Here is a 17,311-nt window from a genome sequence, read left to right as displayed (position 1 = left end):
GGGCATCCGATGTCAATGGGGCACCGCGTGGCCGGGTGCCTCGCGCTCCGGGGGAGCGCGAGGCGTTCACGCGGTCAGTGGCCCGGCCAGCCGTCCAGGTGCCGGTGCAGCGTCACCGTGGGCTGGGCGGCGTCCGCCGCCTTGGGCGCGTGGGCGACGGCGTCGCGCAGGACCTGCGAGACCTCGCCCGCCAGTCCGTCGACCCGCGTCCTCAGCTCGGCCGCGGGCAGCGAGGAGCGGGTCAGCGCGTCCAGCCGGCGGTGGATGTCGGCGAGCCGCTCCCGGGCCGCGGCGTCGAGGGTGAGGGGGGCCGGTGTGGAGACGACGAACTGGTAGGCGCCGGCGAGGGTCTGGCAGCCGGTGCACTCCTTGTTGGCCGCGTCGCTGAGGTTCACGGCGTTCAGGTGCGTGTGCTCGCCCGCGATGGTCACGATCTGGAAGGACAGCGCGACCGACCGGCAGTGGTCGTCGGCCGAGCAGCCGGCGGAGACGGCGTTGGCCTGGTTGCGCACCCCCGCCGCGTTGACGGCGCCGAACTGGCGGATCGTGAAGGAGTCCCGGGCCTGGGTGTGGTGGGCCCGGTCGACGTGGCTGAAGACGTGGTCGGCCGCGAAGGCCGCGTGCGAGGCGCCGGTGGCGGCCTGGGCCGGTACGGCGGTGGCCACACCGGCGAATCCGGCCGCGAACAGGCCCATGCCCAGGGCGCGCCGGGCGAGGGGATGGTTGCTGGAGCGTGCCTTGCGGTGGCTGCTCATGGGGTCTCCGTAAGGTGTCGGTCGGCCCAGGAGGGCCGGAAGGTGTCGGTCGGCCCAGGAGGGCCGGAAGGTGTCGATCGGCCCTGGAAGGCCGGAAGGTGTCGATCGGCCCAGGAAGGCCGGAAGGTGTCGGTCGGCCCAGGAAGGCCGGAAGGTGTCGGCCGGGCGGGCCGGACGTGGCTGACGAGGTGTCAGGACGACGCGGGCGCGGGCGAGCCGGCGGGCGGCGCGGACGTCGGACTCCCGGTCGGTGACGCGGGGACGCTCTCCGAGGGCGTCGGGGAGGTCGGGGGGCCGGGGTCCGGGCTGGCGGGCGGGGTCGTGGTCGCGGTGGCGCCGCCGCTGGAGGACTCCGGCTGGTGGGACTTCGAGCCGGTCGACACGGCCGGTGCGGCCGGGCCCGATGCCGAGGACTGCGGCGCGGAGGCGGACGCGCTCCCCGAGGGGCCCGGTGACGACCCGCCGCCCGGCGCCGAAGCGGAAGCCCCCGGCACCGCCGAAGGCGACACGGAGGCACCGCCGGTGCCGTACCGGCCGTGCCTGCCGGGGGCCGGAGTGGAGACGTCCCGGGGCGAGGGCTCCTCGGTCGACACCCCCGGTTGCAGGATCGGTGCGATCGGGGGCTGCTTCGGCAACGGCTTCGGGGTCATCCCGGACACCCAGGCGTAGGAGAGCCCGCCGAGTCCGGCGAGGGCGAGCACGCACAGCGCCAGCCGCAGCCGGGGCCGGCCGGCGGTGGAGCGGTTCGCGGCCCGCAGGAGCCGGCCGCCGATCTTCACGGAGAGGTAGCCGACACCGGCCATCGGGCACAGCAGCATCACGCTGCCGATCACCCCGACGAGCCCTGCGACGATCTGCCCGTGCGCGAACGCGGCGGCGGTGCCGATGAGTTGCTCGGTCAGCGAGCGGACCGTCGTGGTGAGGATCCGGGGCAGGTTCCACAGCGCGTAGCCCAGCTCGCCGGCGATCAGCGGCACCATGGTCAGCACCCAGCCGGCCACGATGGTGCGCGCGGACCTCTTCAGCCCGGCGACCTCCGTGCGCGCCGCCCTGCCCTTGGCGCCCGGCACGAGCGAGAGCAGGATCGGCTTGATCTTGCCGTAGAGATCCGGCACCCCGGCGAGGTCGCCCAGGATGTAGTAGCCGTCCAGGCGGACGGCCGGCATCAGCTGTTCCAGGATCTCGAAGTGCCCGAGATAGACGGCGGCCAGGAAGAACTGCGCCCCGGTCGCGAAGTAGGCCCCGGCCAGGGCCAGCATGAAGACGACGTTGAAGTACACCCCGCCGAGGTCCGTGCGGAGCCGGCCGGCCCGGGAGATCCGGTAGACGTCGGTGACGTCGGTGTACATCGACGGCCAGATGAGGAAGAGCCCGCAGCCGATGCAGCCGGGCCGGGCGCCGCCGTAGCGGCAGGCCGAGGCGTGGCCGAACTCGTGGAAGACGAGGGAGGCCACGGTGAGGACGAAGACGATGAGGATCAGCACCGGCTGGTCCAGGACCTCCAGCACCGGTTCGATCGCCCCGAAGTAGCCGAACAGCCAGACGTCCATCGCGAGCGCCGTGAGCAGCACGGCGGCGACCACGGCCGGGCGGTGCAGCCAGGCCAGGGCGCGCGCGATCCGCGCCGTACGGCGCTCGTCGAAGACCACCCGGTGGCCCTTGAGGGCGAGCAGCAGGTCGGAGCGCGGTGCGTCGACCTCGTCGTCCTCCTGGCCCTCGGGCACGGTCACGCCGAGCGGCTGGAGCTTGTTCTCCAGCAGGTAGCGGATGTTCTCGCCGCTGACCTCGCGGCCGTAGCGGGCGCTGACCCGGTGGGCGATCGTGTCGACGTCACGGATCCCGTCGACGGACGACGCCACCAGGTACAGCAGCCGCGACAGCTGCACGACCTGCCCGTCCCCCCGACGGGCGATGTACTTCGGTTCGGTGAAGCCCGAACCCTGGTACTCGCCGTGCAGCCGCAGCCCCGCGCTGAGCCGCGGGGCCGGGCGGACCGGCTCTCCGACGGCCGGCAGGCTGCCGGTCGTCACCTGTTCGTACGTCACCGGCCAGCCCCCGGGCCCGGGCACCGGGCCGGTGTCGTACAGCGCGCTGGTGCCGTCGTCGAGCACCGTCATCCGTGGTCTCCCCCCACGCCGTTCCCCCCATGGCAGCGGGGGCGGACCGCCCCGCCCGCCGGTGGTCCGTCGCCTCCGGCGCGCCCCTTCGGCGGTGCGGTCCGCCCCCCTGCCGTCGTAGCGGTGGTGCCTTACTGCTGGACGGTGATCGTCTGCTGGGCCGACGACTCGGCGTCGGACCACGAGGAGTGGTCGTTGACGGCGGCCGACTCGTTGTGGGCGTTGATGTGCGCCACGTGCTTGGTGACGTTGACGGTCCTGCCGAAGCTGAACTTCAGCCGGCCCAGGGCCTCACGGCCCGGCAGCAGCTCCGCGGACTCGCCGTCCAGCTCGCGCATGTCCATGCTCATGGTGTGTTCCTTTCGTGGTGTGTCGTTCGGGGACGGGGCGCGAGCGTTACTGGACGACGGTGATGCTCTGGCCGGCGCCGGAGTCGGCCACGGACCACGAGGAGTGGTCATTGACGGCGGCCGACTCGTTGTGGGCGTTGATGTGCGCCACGTGCTTGGTGACGTTGACCGTCTTGCCGAAGCTGAACTTCAGGCGGCCCAGGGCCTCACGGCCCGGCAGCAGCTCCGCGGACTCGGCGTCGAGCTCATGGGCGTTCAACATGATCGATTCCCCCTCGGGAAACAGGCGGTTCCGGTCGGAGAGAGTCAGGTTCCCCCCGGACTCTGTCCAACTTGGTCGGACGGGCTGTCCAACGAGATTGGACACTAGGGCCTCGCGGCACCCCTCCGCAACCCGTTCGGCGAATCACCCTTTCGGCGGGCCGACTACCCGACCGTAGAATCGGCGCCGACAGGGACGGTTCGGTCGAGCGGCGAGCAGGAAGTGGACTTCGGTGGCCAACGCACTGCAGCAGTTGATCCGTGAGCGTCTCGACCGCAAGGGCTGGTCCTACGGCGACGTGGCGCGGCGCGGCGGTGTGCCCCGCTCCACCGTCCACCACCTGGCCACCACCGACCGGGTCGTCCGCATGCCCCAGGCCACCACCCTGGAAGGCCTGGCCAAGGGCCTCGAACTGCCGCTCGACACCGTGCGCCGGGCCGCCGCCGAGGCCTGCGGCATCCACGTCTACGGCACCCCGGCCGGACCGGACGCCGACGGTACGGCCGCCCCGGCCACCGACCCCGAGGTGGACCTGCTCATCGCCAGCGTGCAGCAGCTGTCGGCGGAGGACCGCCGCCATGTCGCCGCCCTGGTCGAGTCCCTGCTGGGGCGCTCCGCGCCGTCGGCGCCCTCGGCACCGGAGAAGTGACCGGCCGTACCGCGCGGGGCGTGCCGGAAAAATCTGATGCCGGAAAAATCATGCAACTGCGCCCGAATGGGCCGACATCCCCCGCTAGTCTCTCGTCCTGCCCGAGGAACGAGAGCCGCACGATCCCGGGCTCTTTGGGGGGAACGTGTTGTTCGTGCATGGCGGGCCGGCCACCGCGGTGGTCCGGGGCCCCGCCGGTGAATCGGTCGTCCTGCTCTCCGGCGAGCTGCCCGAGGTGCTCACCGAGGACGCGGTGACCGAACTGCTGGACCTGGCCGCCGCGATCCTGGACGCGGACGAACTGGAGCTGTTCCACGCCTGTCTGCGCACCCTGCGCACGGACGGCCTCCGGGCGGGCCGGCGCATCGAGGTGGACGGTGCGGTACTGACGGTGTACGAGGGGTGAGGCGCCGTACGGCCGAGGCGAGACTCTTCGAGTGAAAAACCGGGGCAAGGCCGCCTGACCGGCGGTTCGCTGGCGGTCGGGGGGGTCTGCAAACCATACGTTCAGCTCCAGCGCTCACAGCGGCGGCGCTCTCGTGCACAGAGTGCGTTCGCACCTTCCGACAGAGCGCGAGGCCGAGAGGAACAGTTATGCGTCTGACCCGCGGCGCTCTCGCTGCTGCGACGGTGGCGGCGTCCGCCTCAGCCGTCGCCCTGCCCTTCCTCTACACGCACTGGACGTCCGGGAGCTCCGATGTCGCGCAGGTCCGCATGGTCAGCGCCGTGGACGCCTCGCGGAGCAGAGCCGAGTCGCCCGACCCGTCCGCGACGGAGCCGGTCCCGCAGGCAGCGGCGCCCCCCTGCCGCAGTTACGGCGGCCCCTACTGCGGCTGGGTGAGGGTGTACCGGGGCGGCTGTGACTGGGTGTGGGGTCTGAGCTACGGCATCAAGGATCCCGACGCGCTCTGCCCCCACGACCCCCGCCCCAGCCCCTCGGCCACGCCCAGCCCCTCGGGGTCGACGGCGTCCTCCGGGGGCGGTGGCACCACCGGAGGCGGCGGCACGACCAGGGGCAGGGGCACCACCGGGGGCTCCTCCGGCAGCGGCGGTACCTCGGCCGGGCTCGGTCGCTTAGCCGACCCGAAGCACAAGCGCCCGGCCGCGCCCCACCGCTCGGCCGCCCCGAACCCCACAGCCCCACCCAGCGCCACAGCCCCACCCGGCGCCACGGTCCCGGCCGACGCCGCAGCCCCGCCGGGCACCACAGCCCCGGCCGGCACCACAGCCCCGGCCGACGCCGCAGCCACGCCTCCTCCCGTCGGCGGCCGCCCGCAGCGGCAGTCCGTCCCGACCGCTCCCGCTGGAACGCCTTCGGCGCCGAGCGGCACCGGCGATGCGCACGCGCCCACGCCGGTCGGACCGCAGGTGCCGCCGGAAGAAGAAGGCGCCGGCACAGCGAGCCTTCTGCAAGCCGTACGCACCGCTGTGGAGGGCTACATCGCCCCCTACGCCTCCCCCTTCCCGGAGGTCGGTCCTTCGCCCATCGGCACCAGTTGACGCGGCAGCACGCCGGCCCCCTGACGCCAGGTCGCGTCAGGGGGCCGGCGGCGCTTTGGGGGCCGTGTCCGGCCCGCTGTCACTCGGACGAACGACGCCGGCGAAGCCGGGCCGCGGCGAGGAATCCCAGAACCACCAGCAGACCCGCGGCCGCGCTCACGATGCCCGTCACGCCCAGCAGGCTGCGGCTCCAGCCGACGGCCGCGCCGTCCTGCGCGGAAGCGGTGCGCCCGGGGGCGCCCTTCCGGGGAGCCGGGGAGTTCGACGGACCGTTCCCGTCGACCACCGCGCCATCCCTCGGACGAGCGCCGGGCCCGCCGTCGCCGTCGTCCCGGCTGTTGCGGCAGTGGGTGGCCGGGAAGGGAAAGACCCGCTTGTGGACGCCGAAGGTCCGCACCTCGAAGATCGGGTGCACGCGGAAGAACTGACGGATCGAGAACTCGTACTGGCCGGAGGTCTGGTTGGGATAGTCCACGCTCAGATAGGTCGAGACGGTGAAGGTGTCCCATGTCGCCGCCGGAGACGAGGACGAGGACGATTTGCCCGAGATGACGAGCGCCTCCGGCCCGCGCGGGCCGTTGGTCAGAATCGCCCTCAGGTCAGGGGCGACGAGCACGACACCGCGGCGGCTGTGACAGTCCCGGTAGGGATTGTGGTGACGGTGGTGCCCGTCCCCTTCGTACCGCACGGGCGCCTGCGCGGCGGCGCCGGCCGCCGGAGACACGAGGGCGAGGGCCGCACCCGCCAGCGGTGCTGCGACCCAGGGGCGAAGATTCATCCGAGGACCTCCATGGGTGGCGGACACAGGCGACCACGTGCCGGCCGACACATCCGAATCCGTGAAGAAGCTAAGAGAAATCAGCTCGCCACATCGTGAACGTCCTCGGGGAGCCGTACTATTTGTCACCACTTGTCACTCAACCGCAGCAGCATCGGCGGAAGAAGCAGGTCGTGGGGAGTCCAGCGCCTCTGCGCGTTCGGCACGCGGCGCGGGGTCCGGCTGCGGCGGAAGCGGCGGGTGCAGCCTGGTTCACGCACCGTACAGGAGCGAGTGCCCGGAGCCGGACTTGAACCGGCACGCCCGCGAAGGGGCAGCGAGGTTTAAGCTCGCCGTGTCTGCATTCCACCATCCGGGCAGGCCATGGGCTCCGCTTCGAGGTTCGAGCCTATCGGGACGCATCCCCCGAACAGCGGAAGGGCGGACCGATGTTGTCTTATTTTATTGACGTCTGAGGGTGCATCAGCCCGCGGTACGGGCCGTCCGCACTTGCCAACAGCGTGGCGCGACGTGGCTGGGCACGTACGTGGAATGACGGAATTTCACCGTCCGAACGAGGGTGTTCCACCCGTTCTCTACCAGCGTTCGAGACCGGTTCGACGGGAATTCCGGTGACGGCCCGGCGGTGCCCGAGGAGGGGACCGCTCTCAGGGTCCGCCGTCCTCCCCAGGTATGACACGGCGCTCTCCCGTCCGACCCGAGTCGCCCTCCGGAACCGGAACAGCGACTGACTACACGCGCCCCGGGCGCCGGGACGATGGAGCGGTCCCACTGGAACACACGTCGTCCCGACAGGAGCACCGTCCCGTGACCACCACACCCACCGCCGGCCGGACCACCGCCGTGGCCGCACGCGCCACGGAGCTGTCGAAGATCTACGGGCAGGGTGAGACCCGGGTGGTCGCCCTGGACCAGGTCTCCGTCGACTTCCGGCAGGCCGAGTTCACCGCGATCATGGGCCCGTCCGGCTCCGGCAAGTCCACGCTGATGCACTGCGTGGCCGGCCTCGACACCTTCTCCTCCGGCTCCGTGCGGATCGGCGAGACCGAGCTGGGCTCCCTGAAGGACAAGCAGCTCACCAAGCTCCGCCGGGACAAGATCGGCTTCATCTTCCAGGCCTTCAACCTGCTGCCGACGCTGACCGCCCTGGAGAACATCACCCTGCCGATGGACATCGCCGGACGGAAGCCGGACAAGGCCTGGCTGGACCAGGTGATCTCGATGGTCGGCCTGTCCGGGCGGCTCAGCCACCGGCCCGCCCAGCTCTCCGGCGGCCAGCAGCAGCGTGTCGCCGTCGCCCGCGCCCTCGCCTCCAGGCCCGAGATCATCTTCGGTGACGAGCCGACCGGAAACCTCGACTCCCGCTCCGGCGCCGAGGTGCTGGGCTTCCTGCGCAACTCCGTGCGCGAACTCGGCCAGACCGTCGTCATGGTCACCCACGACCCGGTGGCCGCCGCCTACGCGGACCGCGTGGTGTTCCTGGCCGACGGCCGGATCGTCGACGAGATGTACGCCCCCACGGCCGACTCCGTCCTCGACCTCATGAAGCAGTTCGACGCGAAGGGCCGTACCTCCTGATGTTCCGCACCGCCCTGCGCAACGTCCTCGCGCACAAGGCCCGGCTGCTGATGACCGTGCTCGCCGTCATGCTCGGCGTGGCCTTCGTCTCCGGGACGCTCGTCTTCACCAACACCATCTCCGACGCCTACCAGAAGAGCTCCGCCAAGGGCTTCGACCAGGTCGACGTCGCCGTACAGCCCAAGTACCAGGACTCCGAGGGCGACAAGGTCGGCAAGCTGTCCGATCTGACCCAGGGCGTGCTGGACAAGGCCGCGAAGGTCCCCGGCGCCGCCTCCGCGACCGGTGTCGTCAGCGGCTTCACCGCCGTCGCCGGCAAGGACGGCAAGCTGGTCGGCGGCGACTGGCAGTCCAACGGCGGCAACTACTGGGGCACCAAGGACGCCCGGTACCCGCTGGTCAGCGGCCATGCCCCGCACGGCGCGGGCGAGGTCCTGCTCGACTCCAAGACCGCGAAGCGGGCCGGCTACCAGGTCGGTGACACCGTGCGCCTGTCCGTGAACGGCCCGGTCCTCACCCCGACGCTCGCCGGCATCTTCACCACCGACGACGGCAACGTCTCCGCCGGCGGCAGCCTCGCGCTCTTCGACACGCCGACCGCGCAGAAGCTGTTCGGCAAGAAGGGCACGTACGACGAGATCGACGTCAAGGCCGCCCCCGGCACCAGCCAGACCGCGCTGAAGGCCGAGCTGGACAAGGCCCTGCCGTCCCGCCTGGTCGAGAACACCACCGGCAGGACCCTCGCCGACGGCCAGGCCCAGCAGATCGCCAACTCGATGAGCGGGCTGAAGCAAGCGCTGCTGGTGTTCGCCGGTATCGCGCTGTTCGTCGGCACGTTCATCATCGCCAACACCTTCACCATGCTGGTCGCCCAGCGCACCCGCGAACTGGCCCTGCTGCGCGCGGTCGGCGCCTCCCGCCGTCAGGTGACCCGCTCGGTGCTGATCGAGGCGTTCGCGGTCGGCGCGGTCGCCGGTGTGGCGGGGCTCGCCGCCGGCATCGGCATCGGCGCGGGCCTGCGCTCGCTGCTGGGCTCCTTCGGCGCGAGCGTGCCCGACGGGCCGCTGGTGATCAGCCCCGGCACCGTGGTGGCCGCCCTCGCGGTCGGCGTCCTCGTCACCATGCTGGCCGCCTGGCTGCCCGCCCGCCGGGCCGCGAAGATCCCGCCGGTGGCGGCGATGAGCAGCGTGCACGCCAAGGCGACCACCAAGTCGCTGGTGCTGCGCAACACGCTCGGCGCGCTGTTCGCGGCGGCCGGCGTCGCCGTGGTCCTCGCGGCCACGTCGATGAACGCCGACTCCGCCCAGGGCCCGATGGGCATCGGCGCGGTGCTGCTGATCATCGGCGTGTTCATCCTGACCCCGCTGCTGTCCCGCCCGCTGATCGCGGCCGCCGCCCCGGTGCTGCGCGCCTTCGGCGTCTCGGGCAAGCTGGCCCGCCAGAACTCGGTGCGCAACCCGCGCCGTACGGCGGCCACCGCCTCCGCGCTGATGATCGGTCTGACCCTGATCACCGGCATGACGGTGATGGCGGGCAGCCTGCAGACGGCGATCGACAAGATGGCCAGCTCGTCGCTGCGCGCGGACTACGTCGTCTCGATGACCAACGGCGACCCGCTCTCCCCCGACGTGGCGAAGAAGATCGCCGCGACCGACGGCGTGACCGACAGCAGCCCCCTGCGCCGTGCCGTCTCCCGGATCGACGGCTCCAACGAGGTGCTGACCGGCGTCAACGGCTCCGCGATCGGCGCACTGACCCATCTGGAGATGGAGCAGGGCACCTTCGAGGTGGGCGGCTCCCGGGTCACCGTGGACGAGGGCACCGCCAAGTCGCACGGCTGGAAGGCCGGGTCGGTCTTCACCGTGCGCTACGAGGACGGCAAGCGGCAGAAGCTGACGGTCGCCGGCGTCTACAAGGGCAACGAGATGTTCAAGGAGATCCTGGTCGACAACAAGGCCCTGACTCCGCACCTGCCCCACCCGTCCGACAGCGACGTCATGGTCAAGACCGCGGGCGGCGCCTCCAGCGCCACCAAGGACAAGCTCGTCAAGGCTCTCGACTCCAACCCTGCCATCAGGATCCAGGACAAGCAGGACATCTCCAACGCCATCGCGAAGATCTTCACGACGATGCTCAACATGCTCTACGGCCTGCTCGGCATGGCGGTGATCGTCGCGGTTCTCGGCGTCATCAACACCCTGGCCATGTCCGTCTTCGAACGCGCCCAGGAGATCGGCATGCTCCGCGCGATCGGCCTGGACCGCAAGGCGGTCAAGCGGATGGTCCGGCTGGAGTCCCTGGTGATCTCCCTGTTCGGCGGGGTGCTCGGCATCGGCCTGGGCGTGTTCTTCGGCTGGGCGGCCGGTCAGCTGCTGGGCACCAAGATGCCGACGTACGAACTGGTCCTGCCCTGGGGCCGGATGGCGGTCTTCCTGCTGCTGGCGGGCACGGTCGGCGTCCTCGCCGCGCTGTGGCCGGCCCGGCGCGCGGCCCGGCTGAACATGCTGGCGGCGATCAAGGCCGAGTAGCCGTACGACGACCGGAGGGGCCTCGCAGCCGCGGGGCCCCTCGTGTCGTACCGGCTGTCAGGTGTTCCAGGTGCGGGTGCGCAGCGGCAGGCCGGACACGCCCGACTCCGGGGTGCGGACCGCCAGGACCTGGTTGACGCCGATCCGGTTGTGTTCGAAGGCGAGCGCGGAGGCGGCCATGTACAGCCGCCAGACGCGGGCCCGGCCGGGGGTGGTGAGGCGGACCGCGCGGTCCCACCCGCCCTCCAGGTTGGCGACCCAGCGGCGCAGGGTGCGGGCGTAGTGCTCGCGGAGGGACTCCACGTCCCGTACCTCGAACCCGGCGCGCTCCAGCTGGGTGACGGTGCTGCCGACGGGGGCGAGCTCGCCGTCCGGGAAGACGTAGGAGTCGATGAACTCGTCCACGGCGTACGCCGACTCGTCGCGCTGCGGGCGGCGGGCGATCTGGTGGTTGAGCAGCCGCCCGCCGGGCTTCAGCAGGTCGTACAGCTGACGGGCGTACTCCAGATAGCGTTCGGCGCCGACGTGCTCCGCCATGCCGATGGAGGAGACGGCGTCGAAGGGCCCGTCCTCCACGTCCCGGTAGTCCTGGACCCTGATCTCCACCCGGTCGGTCAGCCCCTCGTCGGCGACGCGCTTGCGGGCGTACGCCGCCTGCTCCTGCGACAGGGTGACCCCGACGACGCCCACGCCGTGCTCGCGGGCCGCGTGGATGGCCATCGAGCCCCAGCCGCAGCCGACGTCCAGCAGCCGCTGACCAGGTGTCAGTCCCAGTTTGGCGCAGACCAGTTCGAGCTTGTCCCGCTGGGCGGTCTCCAGAGTTCCGCCGTCCTCCCAGTAGGCGCACGAGTAGACCATGGACGGGCCGAGGACGATCTCGTAGAAGTCGTTGCCGACGTCGTAGTGGTGGCTGATGGCCCGCTTGTCGGTGCGCCGGGTGTGCAGGTTCCGGCGCGGTCTGCGGATCTCCTCGCGGGGCGGGGCGGGCGGGATCGGGGGCCCGGCCAGCTTCAGCAGCTCACGGGCGGCGGCCCGTACGGCGGGGTCGCGCACGGCGTGCAGGAGGCCGGGGGCGTCCTCGCCGCGCTCCCAGACCAGGCCCGCCATCGCGTCGAGCGCGGCGTACAGGTCGCCCTCGATGTCCAGATCGCCCGCGACCCAGGCGCGGGCGAGACCCAACTCGCCCGGTTTGAACAGCATGCGGCGCAGGGCGCGGCGGTTGCGGATGACCAGCGCGGGTGCCTCCGGCGGCCCCGCCTGCGATCCGTCCCAGGCCCGTACCCGCAGCGGGAGCGGGACCCCCAGCACCTGCTCGGCAAGACTCCTCAGCCGCGACGCGGCGTCGGCCATGGCGCACACCTCCAAGACTTGATCCCGGATGCCGGTAACCACGTAAACACCGTCCGGCGTCCGGCGCAGTCCCGCAAAGGAGTTACACCTGGGCAAAACAGATGCATCGGCCATGCAGATGAGGGAGCGGCGGAGTGTGCGCGAAGCCCGGCCGTCGGTCAAGTCACGACTTGTGGGGGCATGACGCGCTTCGGGAGCCGGGCCGTAATGGATGGCGTACCCGAGATTCCCTCCTCCTCATCGGATGCGCCTCACCATGCTTCGTCTCTCCACGGTCCAGCGTCTCGTCCTGCTCGCCGCCTCCACCACGGTGATCACCGGAGGTGTGCTGTCGCACGGCTCCGCCTTCGCCGCCCCGCAGTGGCAGAAGATCACCGACAGCAGCGGCATCTCCGTCCGGCTGCCCGGGAGGCCCCACGTGGAGAAGTACAGCGAGGGCGGCGTCAACAGCCGTGACTATGTGGTGAAGACCGGATACGGAGCCCTGGGCTTCGTCGTGCTCGACGGGCCCGGCAAGGCCCCCGACCGGCCGTGGGACCTCAAGACGGACCTCAAGGCCGCGGTGGAGGGCTACAACAGCTCCGACACCGGCGCCCGTCTGCGCAGCACCGATGTCCACGAGGGCACGACGGGCGGCGACCACTGTCTGGAGGCGAAGCTCGTCGGCGTCGACCGGGTGGGGCACATCCGCCTCGTCGACCACGGCAGGCAGGAGCTCACGATCATGACGGTCGGCCACGGCGATCAGCGCAGGGCCGTCGACCGGGACTACCGTCAGGTGCTCGACAGCGTCAAGGCCCCGGGCCACGGCACCCGGCACGCCGAGGGAGCCGCCGTGTCGACCTGACCGGTACCCGCACACGCCGAAGGGGCCGCCCGCACCACGGATGGCAGGCGGCCCCTTCGGGTCGTACGCGGCGACCTGAGGTCAGGAGGCCTTGGCCTTCTCCTCGGTCTTCGGCGCGGCGGCGACCGGCGCCGGCTTCGCGGCCTCGTAGAACTCCTCGCGCGGGTTCTCCATGGCGCCGAGGGAGACGACCTCGCGCTTGAGGAACATGCCGAGCGTCCAGTCGGCGAAGACGCGGATCTTGCGGTTGAAGGTCGGCATCGCCATGCCGTGGTAGCCACGGTGCATGTACCAGGCGAGGCGGCCCTTGAGCTTGATCTTCATCTTGCCCATGACGATCATCGCCACGCCCTTGTGCAGGCCGAGACCGGCGACCGCACCCTTGTTGGCGTGCTCGTAGTCCTTCTGCGGGAAACCCCGCATGCCGGAGACCACGTTGTCGCCGAGCACCTTGGCCTGGCGCAGCGCGTGCTGGGCGTTCGGCGGGCACCAGGCGTTCTCGTTGCCCGCCTTGCGGCCGACGAGGTCCGGGACCTGGGCGTTGTCACCGGCGGCCCAGATGTAGTCCGTGCCCTTGACCTGGAGCGTCGGCTCGCAGTCCACGTGGCCGCGCGGGCCGAGCGGGAGGCCGAAGCGGGCCAGGGCCGGGTTCGGCTTGACGCCGGCCGTCCACACGATCGTGTTGGCGTCGACCTCGAGGCCGTTCTTCAGCACCACGTGGCCGTCGACGCAGGAGTCCATGGAGGTGGAGAGGTAGATCTCCACGCCCCGGCTCTCCAGGTGCTCCTTGCCGTACTGGCCGAGCTTCGGGCCCACCTCGGGGAGGATCTTGTCGGCGGCGTCGACCAGGATGAAGCGCATGTCCTCGCGGGACACGTTCTTGTAGTACTTGGCCGCGTCCCGGGCCATGTCCTCGACCTCGCCGATGGTCTCCGCGCCCGCGAAGCCGCCGCCGATGAAGACGAAGGTGAGCGCCTTGCGGCGGATCTCCTCGTCGGTCGTGGAGTCGGCCTTGTCCAGCTGCTCCAGCACGTGGTTGCGCAGACCGATGGACTCCTCGATGCCCTTCATGCCGATGCCCTGCTCGGCGAGGCCGGGGATCGGGAAGGTGCGGGAGACCGCGCCGAGCGCGATCACGAGGTAGTCGAAGGGCAGCTCGTACGCCTCGCCCACCAGCGGGGCGATCGTGGCGACCTTGCGGTCCTGGTCGATGGTGGTGACCCGACCGGTGAGGACCTCCGCCTTCGGCAGCACGCGCCGCAGCGGGACGACGACGTGCCGGGGGGAGATGTTGCCGGCGGCGGCTTCGGGGAGGAAGGGCTGGTAGGTCATGTACGACCGGGGGTCGACGACCGTGACGGTCGCCTCTCCGTAGCGCATCTTCTTGAGAATGCGCCGAGCTGCGTACAGGCCTACGTACCCACCGCCTACTACGAGGATCCTGGGACGCTCCGTGGTGCTCATGCCATCGAGTATCCACCCGCTCCCAGGGGGTCGCTCGTGCGCCCCTTCACAAGCACCGACAGGCCCTGTGCTACACTGCGCGGCCCGCGTGACGCAGATCATGGCGGACGAGGGGAACCGCACTACCCCCGCAGCCGTTGTCAATGCCGCGTGAGCTGCCTCTCTCCGCGGCGGACGGGAGCGTGAGGGGCTCGAAACACCGCCCCGGACACGCAATCCGAAGATGCGGTACGACCCCCATCTGAACACGTTCAAAGGCTTCTTCGCCCCCTGAAGGGGTCAACGGGAGGCTTTCGGCACGTCGGCCGGGGCCGAATCCTTGTGAAGAACTTCACGAAGTTTCCCGACGCCGCGTCACCGAGAGGGCCCGAAAGGCCCCCAGGAGCCGCTCAAACGTTATCCGACCTGCTCAGCAGTTGGCTACCCATCAGTAACAAAAGAGAGCCGGACAACAGCGCCTCACCCGGTCGGAGCGCCGGGCGGCCCGCCGTTCACCCGATCAGTCACGCATCGCGCGTTGCCCGGACATATGTGCACATAGCGTGACGCCATGACCACTACACAGAAGGCCTCCAAGAAGGCCGTCTCGCGAATAGCCGCGGTCAGCGCGGTCCTGGGCATCGTTCTCGCCACGGGGACGGCGACCGCCGCCTGCGCCGTGGCCGCGACGCCCGCCTCTCATCCCACCGCCAGGACGGCCGCCCCCGTCGGCGGTGGCCATGACGAGGGCGGCGGCCGTGACGAGGGCCGCGGCCATGAGCAGGGCGGCGGTCATGACGAGGACGAGGAGTGCAACGGTCTCATCGTGCTGCTCTGCGTCTGACGCCCGGCCGGCCGCGCTGAGGAGGCGGCCCCGGTTCCCGCGTCCGGGGAACCGGGGCCGCTCGCATCACCGGCCGGCGGTGCCCTTGCCCGGTGCCGCGGCCTCGGCCGCGCTGAAGGCGATGCCGTCGAGGATGTCGTGCTCGCTCACCACGACCTCCTCGGCGCCGGTCCGCTCCATGATCGCGAGCAGCACGAGGGCGCCCGCGCCGATGACGTCGACCCGCCCCGGGTGCATGGACGGGATCGCGGCGCGTTCGGCGTGGGTGGAGCGCAGCAGCCACTCGGTGATCTCGCGGACCCGGTCGCGGGAGATCCGGGAGTGGTGGATGCGCGCGGAGTCGTACTCGGGCAGCTCCTGGGCGATGGCCGAGACGGTGGTGACGGACCCGGCGAGGCCCACCAGGGTGCGCGCCTCGCGCAGCGGCACCGTCTCCTCGGCGAGGTCCAGTGCCGCCTCGATGTCGGCCCGCATGGCGGCGATCTGCTCCTCGGTGGGCGGGTCGGAGACCTTGCCGCCGTGCACCAGGTGACGTTCCGTCATCCGCACGCAGCCGACGTCCACGGACCGCGCCGCCCGCACGTGCTCGTCGCCGACGACGAACTCGGTGGAGCCGCCGCCGATGTCCACCACCAGGTACGGCCTGGCGAGGTCCGCGCGCCCCTTGAGCTCCATGGTGGCCCCGGTGAAGGAGAACTCGGCCTCCTGGTCGCCGCTGATCACCTCCGGCTCGACCCCGAGGATGTCCAGCACCCCGCGCACGAAGTCGTCCCGGTTCTCCGCGTCGCGGGAGGCGGAGGTGGCGACGAACCGCACCTGGGCGGCGCCGAGTTCACGGATCACCCCGGCGTACTCCCGGCATGCGGCGAAGGTCCGCTCCAGCGCCTCGGGCGCCAGCCGGCCGGTGCGGTCCACGTCCTGGCCGAGCCGCACGATCGTCATGCGCCGGTCCAGCTCCAGCAGCTCACCGGTGGCGGGGCTGACGTCGGCGACGAGCAGCCGGATGGAGTTCGTGCCGCAGTCGACGGCGGCGACCCGGGAGAAGCCCTCCGGGACCATGGGCTTCTCGGCGAAGAAGCCGCTGCGGACCTCGGCGGGGTCGAACACCGCTCCCTCCTCGCCGGGGTGCTCGTCCGCCGGATCGGGCGCCTCGAGCGGCTGCACGCACGGTCCCTTGCGCCACCACTCCGGCAGCATCGCGAGCGCCTCGTCGCCGAGCGGGTTCACCCCCGGCCCCGCGGCCAGGGAGTGCGCGACCAGCACGTGCAGGCACTTCACCCGGTCCGGCATGCCGCCGGCGCTGGGGAAGCCCGCCAGCACCTCGATGGCGTCCCGGCGCGCGATGTAGTCCTCGTGGGCGGCACGGTAGGCCGCGGCCAGCTCCGGGTCGCTCTGCAGGCGTTCCGTCATCTCCTTCATGACGCCGTTCGCCTCCAGCGTCCCGATCGCCGAGGCGGCGCGCGGGCACGTCAGGTAGTACGTCGTCGGGAAGGGCGTGCCGTCGGGCAGCCGGGGTGCCGTCTCCACGACGTCGGGCTGACCGCACGGGCAGCGGTGCGCGATGGCCCGCAGGCCCCGCGGCGGGCGGCCCAGCTGCTGCTTGAAGGCCTCGACGTCCGCGTCGGTGGGCTCGGTGCGCGGGGTGGAGGGCGGGGGCGTTTCCATGACTGCTTTCAGACTGGCTTTCTGTCGGTCACTGCATCGATGACTGCATCGGCTACTGGTCGGAGGCGTCCGACTTGTCGACGCCGTCCCAGACATTGGCGTACCAGGGCCGCTGGGCGGCCCTGCGGTCGGCGCGGGACTGCTTGGCCGTACCGGGGTCGACGACCACGTAACCGGTCTCCCCGGGCATCACGTAGTGCAGCCGGCGCCGGATCTGCTGCTCGGCGTAGGAGTCGTCCTGCCAGCGCGCCTTGAGGTCGCGCAGCTGCTCGACCCGCTCGCGGGCCTGCTCCCGCTGCCGCTGGAGGTCGGAGATCTGCGCGCGCTGGGAGACGTACTGCCGCATCGGATAGGCGAGCGCGACGATCATCGTGCACAGCACCAGGGCGAGCAGCGCCGCGCGGCCGGTGAGCCGGGAGCGGCGGGCCTGCCGCCTGGTCTGGGAGCGGTAGACCCGGGCCGCCGTCTGCTCGCCGAGCAGCCGCAGCCTGGTCGCGGTGGAGAAACGGTCCCGGTCCTTCACGGCCATCTGGCTTCTCCCGCCTCCCCTTGCCGGTGTGGTTTCCACACGTGCGTACGTCCCCGGACACGGTACGGGACCGAGTCCGGGGACGTACGTACGACTGGCTAAGCCTTACCCCAGGT

16 protein-coding genes, 1 tRNA gene and 1 pseudogene are annotated in these 17,311 nt (G+C 71.3%); 7 read left to right on the top strand and 11 right to left on the bottom strand.

Features of this window, described 5'->3' with window-relative positions:
- Positions 1 to 74: 74 nt before the first annotated feature.
- The 4 genes from ABB07_RS22780 to ABB07_RS22765 all read right to left on the bottom strand — a co-directional run bounded on the left by ABB07_RS22780 (position 75) and on the right by ABB07_RS22765 (position 3,484).
- Positions 75 to 755 (bottom strand): hypothetical protein, encoded by a 681-nt coding sequence (locus ABB07_RS22780; protein WP_208900440.1) that lies wholly within the window; start codon positions 753 to 755, stop codon positions 75 to 77.
- A gap of 191 nt (positions 756 to 946) precedes the next feature.
- Positions 947 to 2,872 (bottom strand): zinc metalloprotease, encoded by a 1,926-nt coding sequence (locus ABB07_RS22775; RefSeq protein WP_208900439.1) that lies wholly within the window; start codon positions 2,870 to 2,872, stop codon positions 947 to 949.
- Positions 2,873 to 3,003: 131 nt separating this feature from the next.
- Positions 3,004 to 3,222, bottom strand: a complete 219-nt coding sequence (locus ABB07_RS22770; RefSeq protein ID WP_055705763.1) for a hypothetical protein — start codon at positions 3,220 to 3,222, stop codon at positions 3,004 to 3,006.
- A gap of 46 nt (positions 3,223 to 3,268) precedes the next feature.
- Positions 3,269 to 3,484: a hypothetical protein gene (locus ABB07_RS22765; RefSeq protein ID WP_199832789.1), complete on the bottom strand. Its 216-nt coding sequence runs from the start codon at positions 3,482 to 3,484 to the stop codon at positions 3,269 to 3,271.
- Between the two features lie 232 nt (positions 3,485 to 3,716).
- On the opposite strand from ABB07_RS22765, the gene ABB07_RS22760 reads away from it, so the two are divergent.
- From ABB07_RS22760 to ABB07_RS22750, 3 genes are all read left to right on the top strand, one after another.
- On the top strand, positions 3,717 to 4,133 hold the full coding sequence (locus ABB07_RS22760; protein WP_208900438.1) for a helix-turn-helix domain-containing protein: 417 nt from the start codon (positions 3,717 to 3,719) through the stop codon (positions 4,131 to 4,133).
- A 154-nt stretch (positions 4,134 to 4,287) separates the two neighbouring features.
- Complete coding sequence (locus ABB07_RS22755) at positions 4,288 to 4,539, top strand: hypothetical protein (RefSeq protein WP_244189471.1); 252 nt, start codon at positions 4,288 to 4,290, stop codon at positions 4,537 to 4,539.
- 188 nt (positions 4,540 to 4,727) lie between these two features.
- Positions 4,728 to 5,633, top strand: coding sequence for a hypothetical protein (locus tag ABB07_RS22750; RefSeq protein WP_208900437.1), 906 nt, complete (start codon positions 4,728 to 4,730; stop codon positions 5,631 to 5,633).
- Between the two features lie 79 nt (positions 5,634 to 5,712).
- On the opposite strand, the gene ABB07_RS22745 is transcribed toward ABB07_RS22750, so the two are convergent.
- Both ABB07_RS22745 and ABB07_RS22740 read right to left on the bottom strand, forming a co-directional pair.
- Entirely contained in the window at positions 5,713 to 6,411 is a 699-nt protein-coding gene (locus ABB07_RS22745) for a hypothetical protein (protein WP_208900436.1), read from the bottom strand.
- Between the two features lie 274 nt (positions 6,412 to 6,685).
- Positions 6,686 to 6,769 (bottom strand) — tRNA-Leu (locus ABB07_RS22740).
- Between the two features lie 449 nt (positions 6,770 to 7,218).
- On the opposite strand from ABB07_RS22740, the gene ABB07_RS22735 reads away from it, so the two are divergent.
- The gene (locus ABB07_RS22735; protein WP_208900435.1) at positions 7,219 to 7,989 is read left to right on the top strand and encodes an ABC transporter ATP-binding protein; all 771 of its coding nucleotides are present in this window, start codon (positions 7,219 to 7,221) and stop codon (positions 7,987 to 7,989) included.
- Positions 7,989 to 10,517, top strand: a complete 2,529-nt coding sequence (locus tag ABB07_RS22730) for an ABC transporter permease (RefSeq protein WP_208900434.1) — start codon at positions 7,989 to 7,991, stop codon at positions 10,515 to 10,517. The genes ABB07_RS22735 and ABB07_RS22730 overlap by 1 nt, the downstream gene beginning before the upstream one ends.
- 57 nt (positions 10,518 to 10,574) lie before the next feature.
- Here the strand turns inward: ABB07_RS22730 and ABB07_RS22725 are convergent, their stop codons facing one another.
- Positions 10,575 to 11,867, bottom strand: coding sequence for an SAM-dependent methyltransferase (locus ABB07_RS22725; protein WP_208900433.1), 1,293 nt, complete (start codon positions 11,865 to 11,867; stop codon positions 10,575 to 10,577).
- 256 nt (positions 11,868 to 12,123) lie between these two features.
- Between ABB07_RS22725 and ABB07_RS22720 the strand changes: the two genes are divergently transcribed.
- Entirely contained in the window at positions 12,124 to 12,714 is a 591-nt protein-coding gene (locus ABB07_RS22720; protein ID WP_208900432.1) for a hypothetical protein, read from the top strand.
- 81 nt (positions 12,715 to 12,795) lie between these two features.
- Here the strand turns inward: ABB07_RS22720 and ABB07_RS22715 are convergent, their stop codons facing one another.
- Positions 12,796 to 14,178: an NAD(P)/FAD-dependent oxidoreductase gene (locus tag ABB07_RS22715; RefSeq protein ID WP_208900431.1), complete on the bottom strand. Its 1,383-nt coding sequence runs from the start codon at positions 14,176 to 14,178 to the stop codon at positions 12,796 to 12,798.
- A gap of 550 nt (positions 14,179 to 14,728) precedes the next feature.
- Here ABB07_RS22715 and ABB07_RS22710 point away from each other — a divergent pair.
- Positions 14,729 to 15,001, top strand: a complete 273-nt coding sequence (locus tag ABB07_RS22710) for a hypothetical protein (protein WP_208903848.1) — start codon at positions 14,729 to 14,731, stop codon at positions 14,999 to 15,001.
- A 66-nt stretch (positions 15,002 to 15,067) separates the two neighbouring features.
- Here the strand turns inward: ABB07_RS22710 and ABB07_RS41775 are convergent, their stop codons facing one another.
- The 3 genes and pseudogenes from ABB07_RS41775 to ABB07_RS22700 form a co-directional block, all read right to left on the bottom strand.
- Positions 15,068 to 16,060 (bottom strand): Ppx/GppA phosphatase family protein, encoded by a 993-nt coding sequence (locus ABB07_RS41775; RefSeq protein WP_244189788.1) that lies wholly within the window; start codon positions 16,058 to 16,060, stop codon positions 15,068 to 15,070.
- A gap of 201 nt (positions 16,061 to 16,261) precedes the next feature.
- Positions 16,262 to 16,666, bottom strand: a pseudogene (locus ABB07_RS41770) (DUF501 domain-containing protein); the annotation flags it as partial.
- Positions 16,667 to 16,718: 52 nt separating this feature from the next.
- The gene (locus ABB07_RS22700) at positions 16,719 to 17,195 is read right to left on the bottom strand and encodes an FtsB family cell division protein (RefSeq protein ID WP_055710526.1); all 477 of its coding nucleotides are present in this window, start codon (positions 17,193 to 17,195) and stop codon (positions 16,719 to 16,721) included.
- Positions 17,196 to 17,311 lie beyond the last annotated feature (116 nt).

Source organism: Streptomyces incarnatus, from assembly GCF_001027185.1.
GTDB classification, from domain to species: domain Bacteria; phylum Actinomycetota; class Actinomycetes; order Streptomycetales; family Streptomycetaceae; genus Streptomyces; species Streptomyces puniciscabiei.
Note: the sequence above shows the minus strand (reverse complement) of the source record. Positions and strands in the feature narration are given on the sequence as shown.

Bases quoted from the DNA above. Each gene is read 5' to 3' on its own strand.
- ABB07_RS22775 (WP_208900439.1), bottom strand. From the start codon at position 2,872: ATGACGGTGCTCGACGACGGCACCAGCGCGCTGTACGACACCGGCCCG.
- ABB07_RS22710 (WP_208903848.1), top strand. From the start codon at position 14,729: ATGACCACTACACAGAAGGCCTCCAAGAAGGCCGTCTCGCGAATAGCC.
- ABB07_RS22700 (WP_055710526.1), bottom strand. From the start codon at position 17,195: ATGGCCGTGAAGGACCGGGACCGTTTCTCCACCGCGACCAGGCTGCGG.
- ABB07_RS22745 (WP_208900436.1), bottom strand. From the start codon at position 6,411: ATGAATCTTCGCCCCTGGGTCGCAGCACCGCTGGCGGGTGCGGCCCTC.
- ABB07_RS22770 (WP_055705763.1), bottom strand. From the start codon at position 3,222: ATGAGCATGGACATGCGCGAGCTGGACGGCGAGTCCGCGGAGCTGCTG.
- ABB07_RS41775 (WP_244189788.1), bottom strand. From the start codon at position 16,060: ATGGTCCCGGAGGGCTTCTCCCGGGTCGCCGCCGTCGACTGCGGCACG.
- ABB07_RS22750 (WP_208900437.1), top strand. From the start codon at position 4,728: ATGCGTCTGACCCGCGGCGCTCTCGCTGCTGCGACGGTGGCGGCGTCC.
- ABB07_RS22720 (WP_208900432.1), top strand. From the start codon at position 12,124: ATGCTTCGTCTCTCCACGGTCCAGCGTCTCGTCCTGCTCGCCGCCTCC.
- ABB07_RS22765 (WP_199832789.1), bottom strand. From the start codon at position 3,484: ATGTTGAACGCCCATGAGCTCGACGCCGAGTCCGCGGAGCTGCTGCCG.
- ABB07_RS22780 (WP_208900440.1), bottom strand. From the start codon at position 755: ATGAGCAGCCACCGCAAGGCACGCTCCAGCAACCATCCCCTCGCCCGG.
- ABB07_RS22730 (WP_208900434.1), top strand. From the start codon at position 7,989: ATGTTCCGCACCGCCCTGCGCAACGTCCTCGCGCACAAGGCCCGGCTG.
- ABB07_RS22715 (WP_208900431.1), bottom strand. From the start codon at position 14,178: ATGAGCACCACGGAGCGTCCCAGGATCCTCGTAGTAGGCGGTGGGTAC.
- ABB07_RS22725 (WP_208900433.1), bottom strand. From the start codon at position 11,867: ATGGCCGACGCCGCGTCGCGGCTGAGGAGTCTTGCCGAGCAGGTGCTG.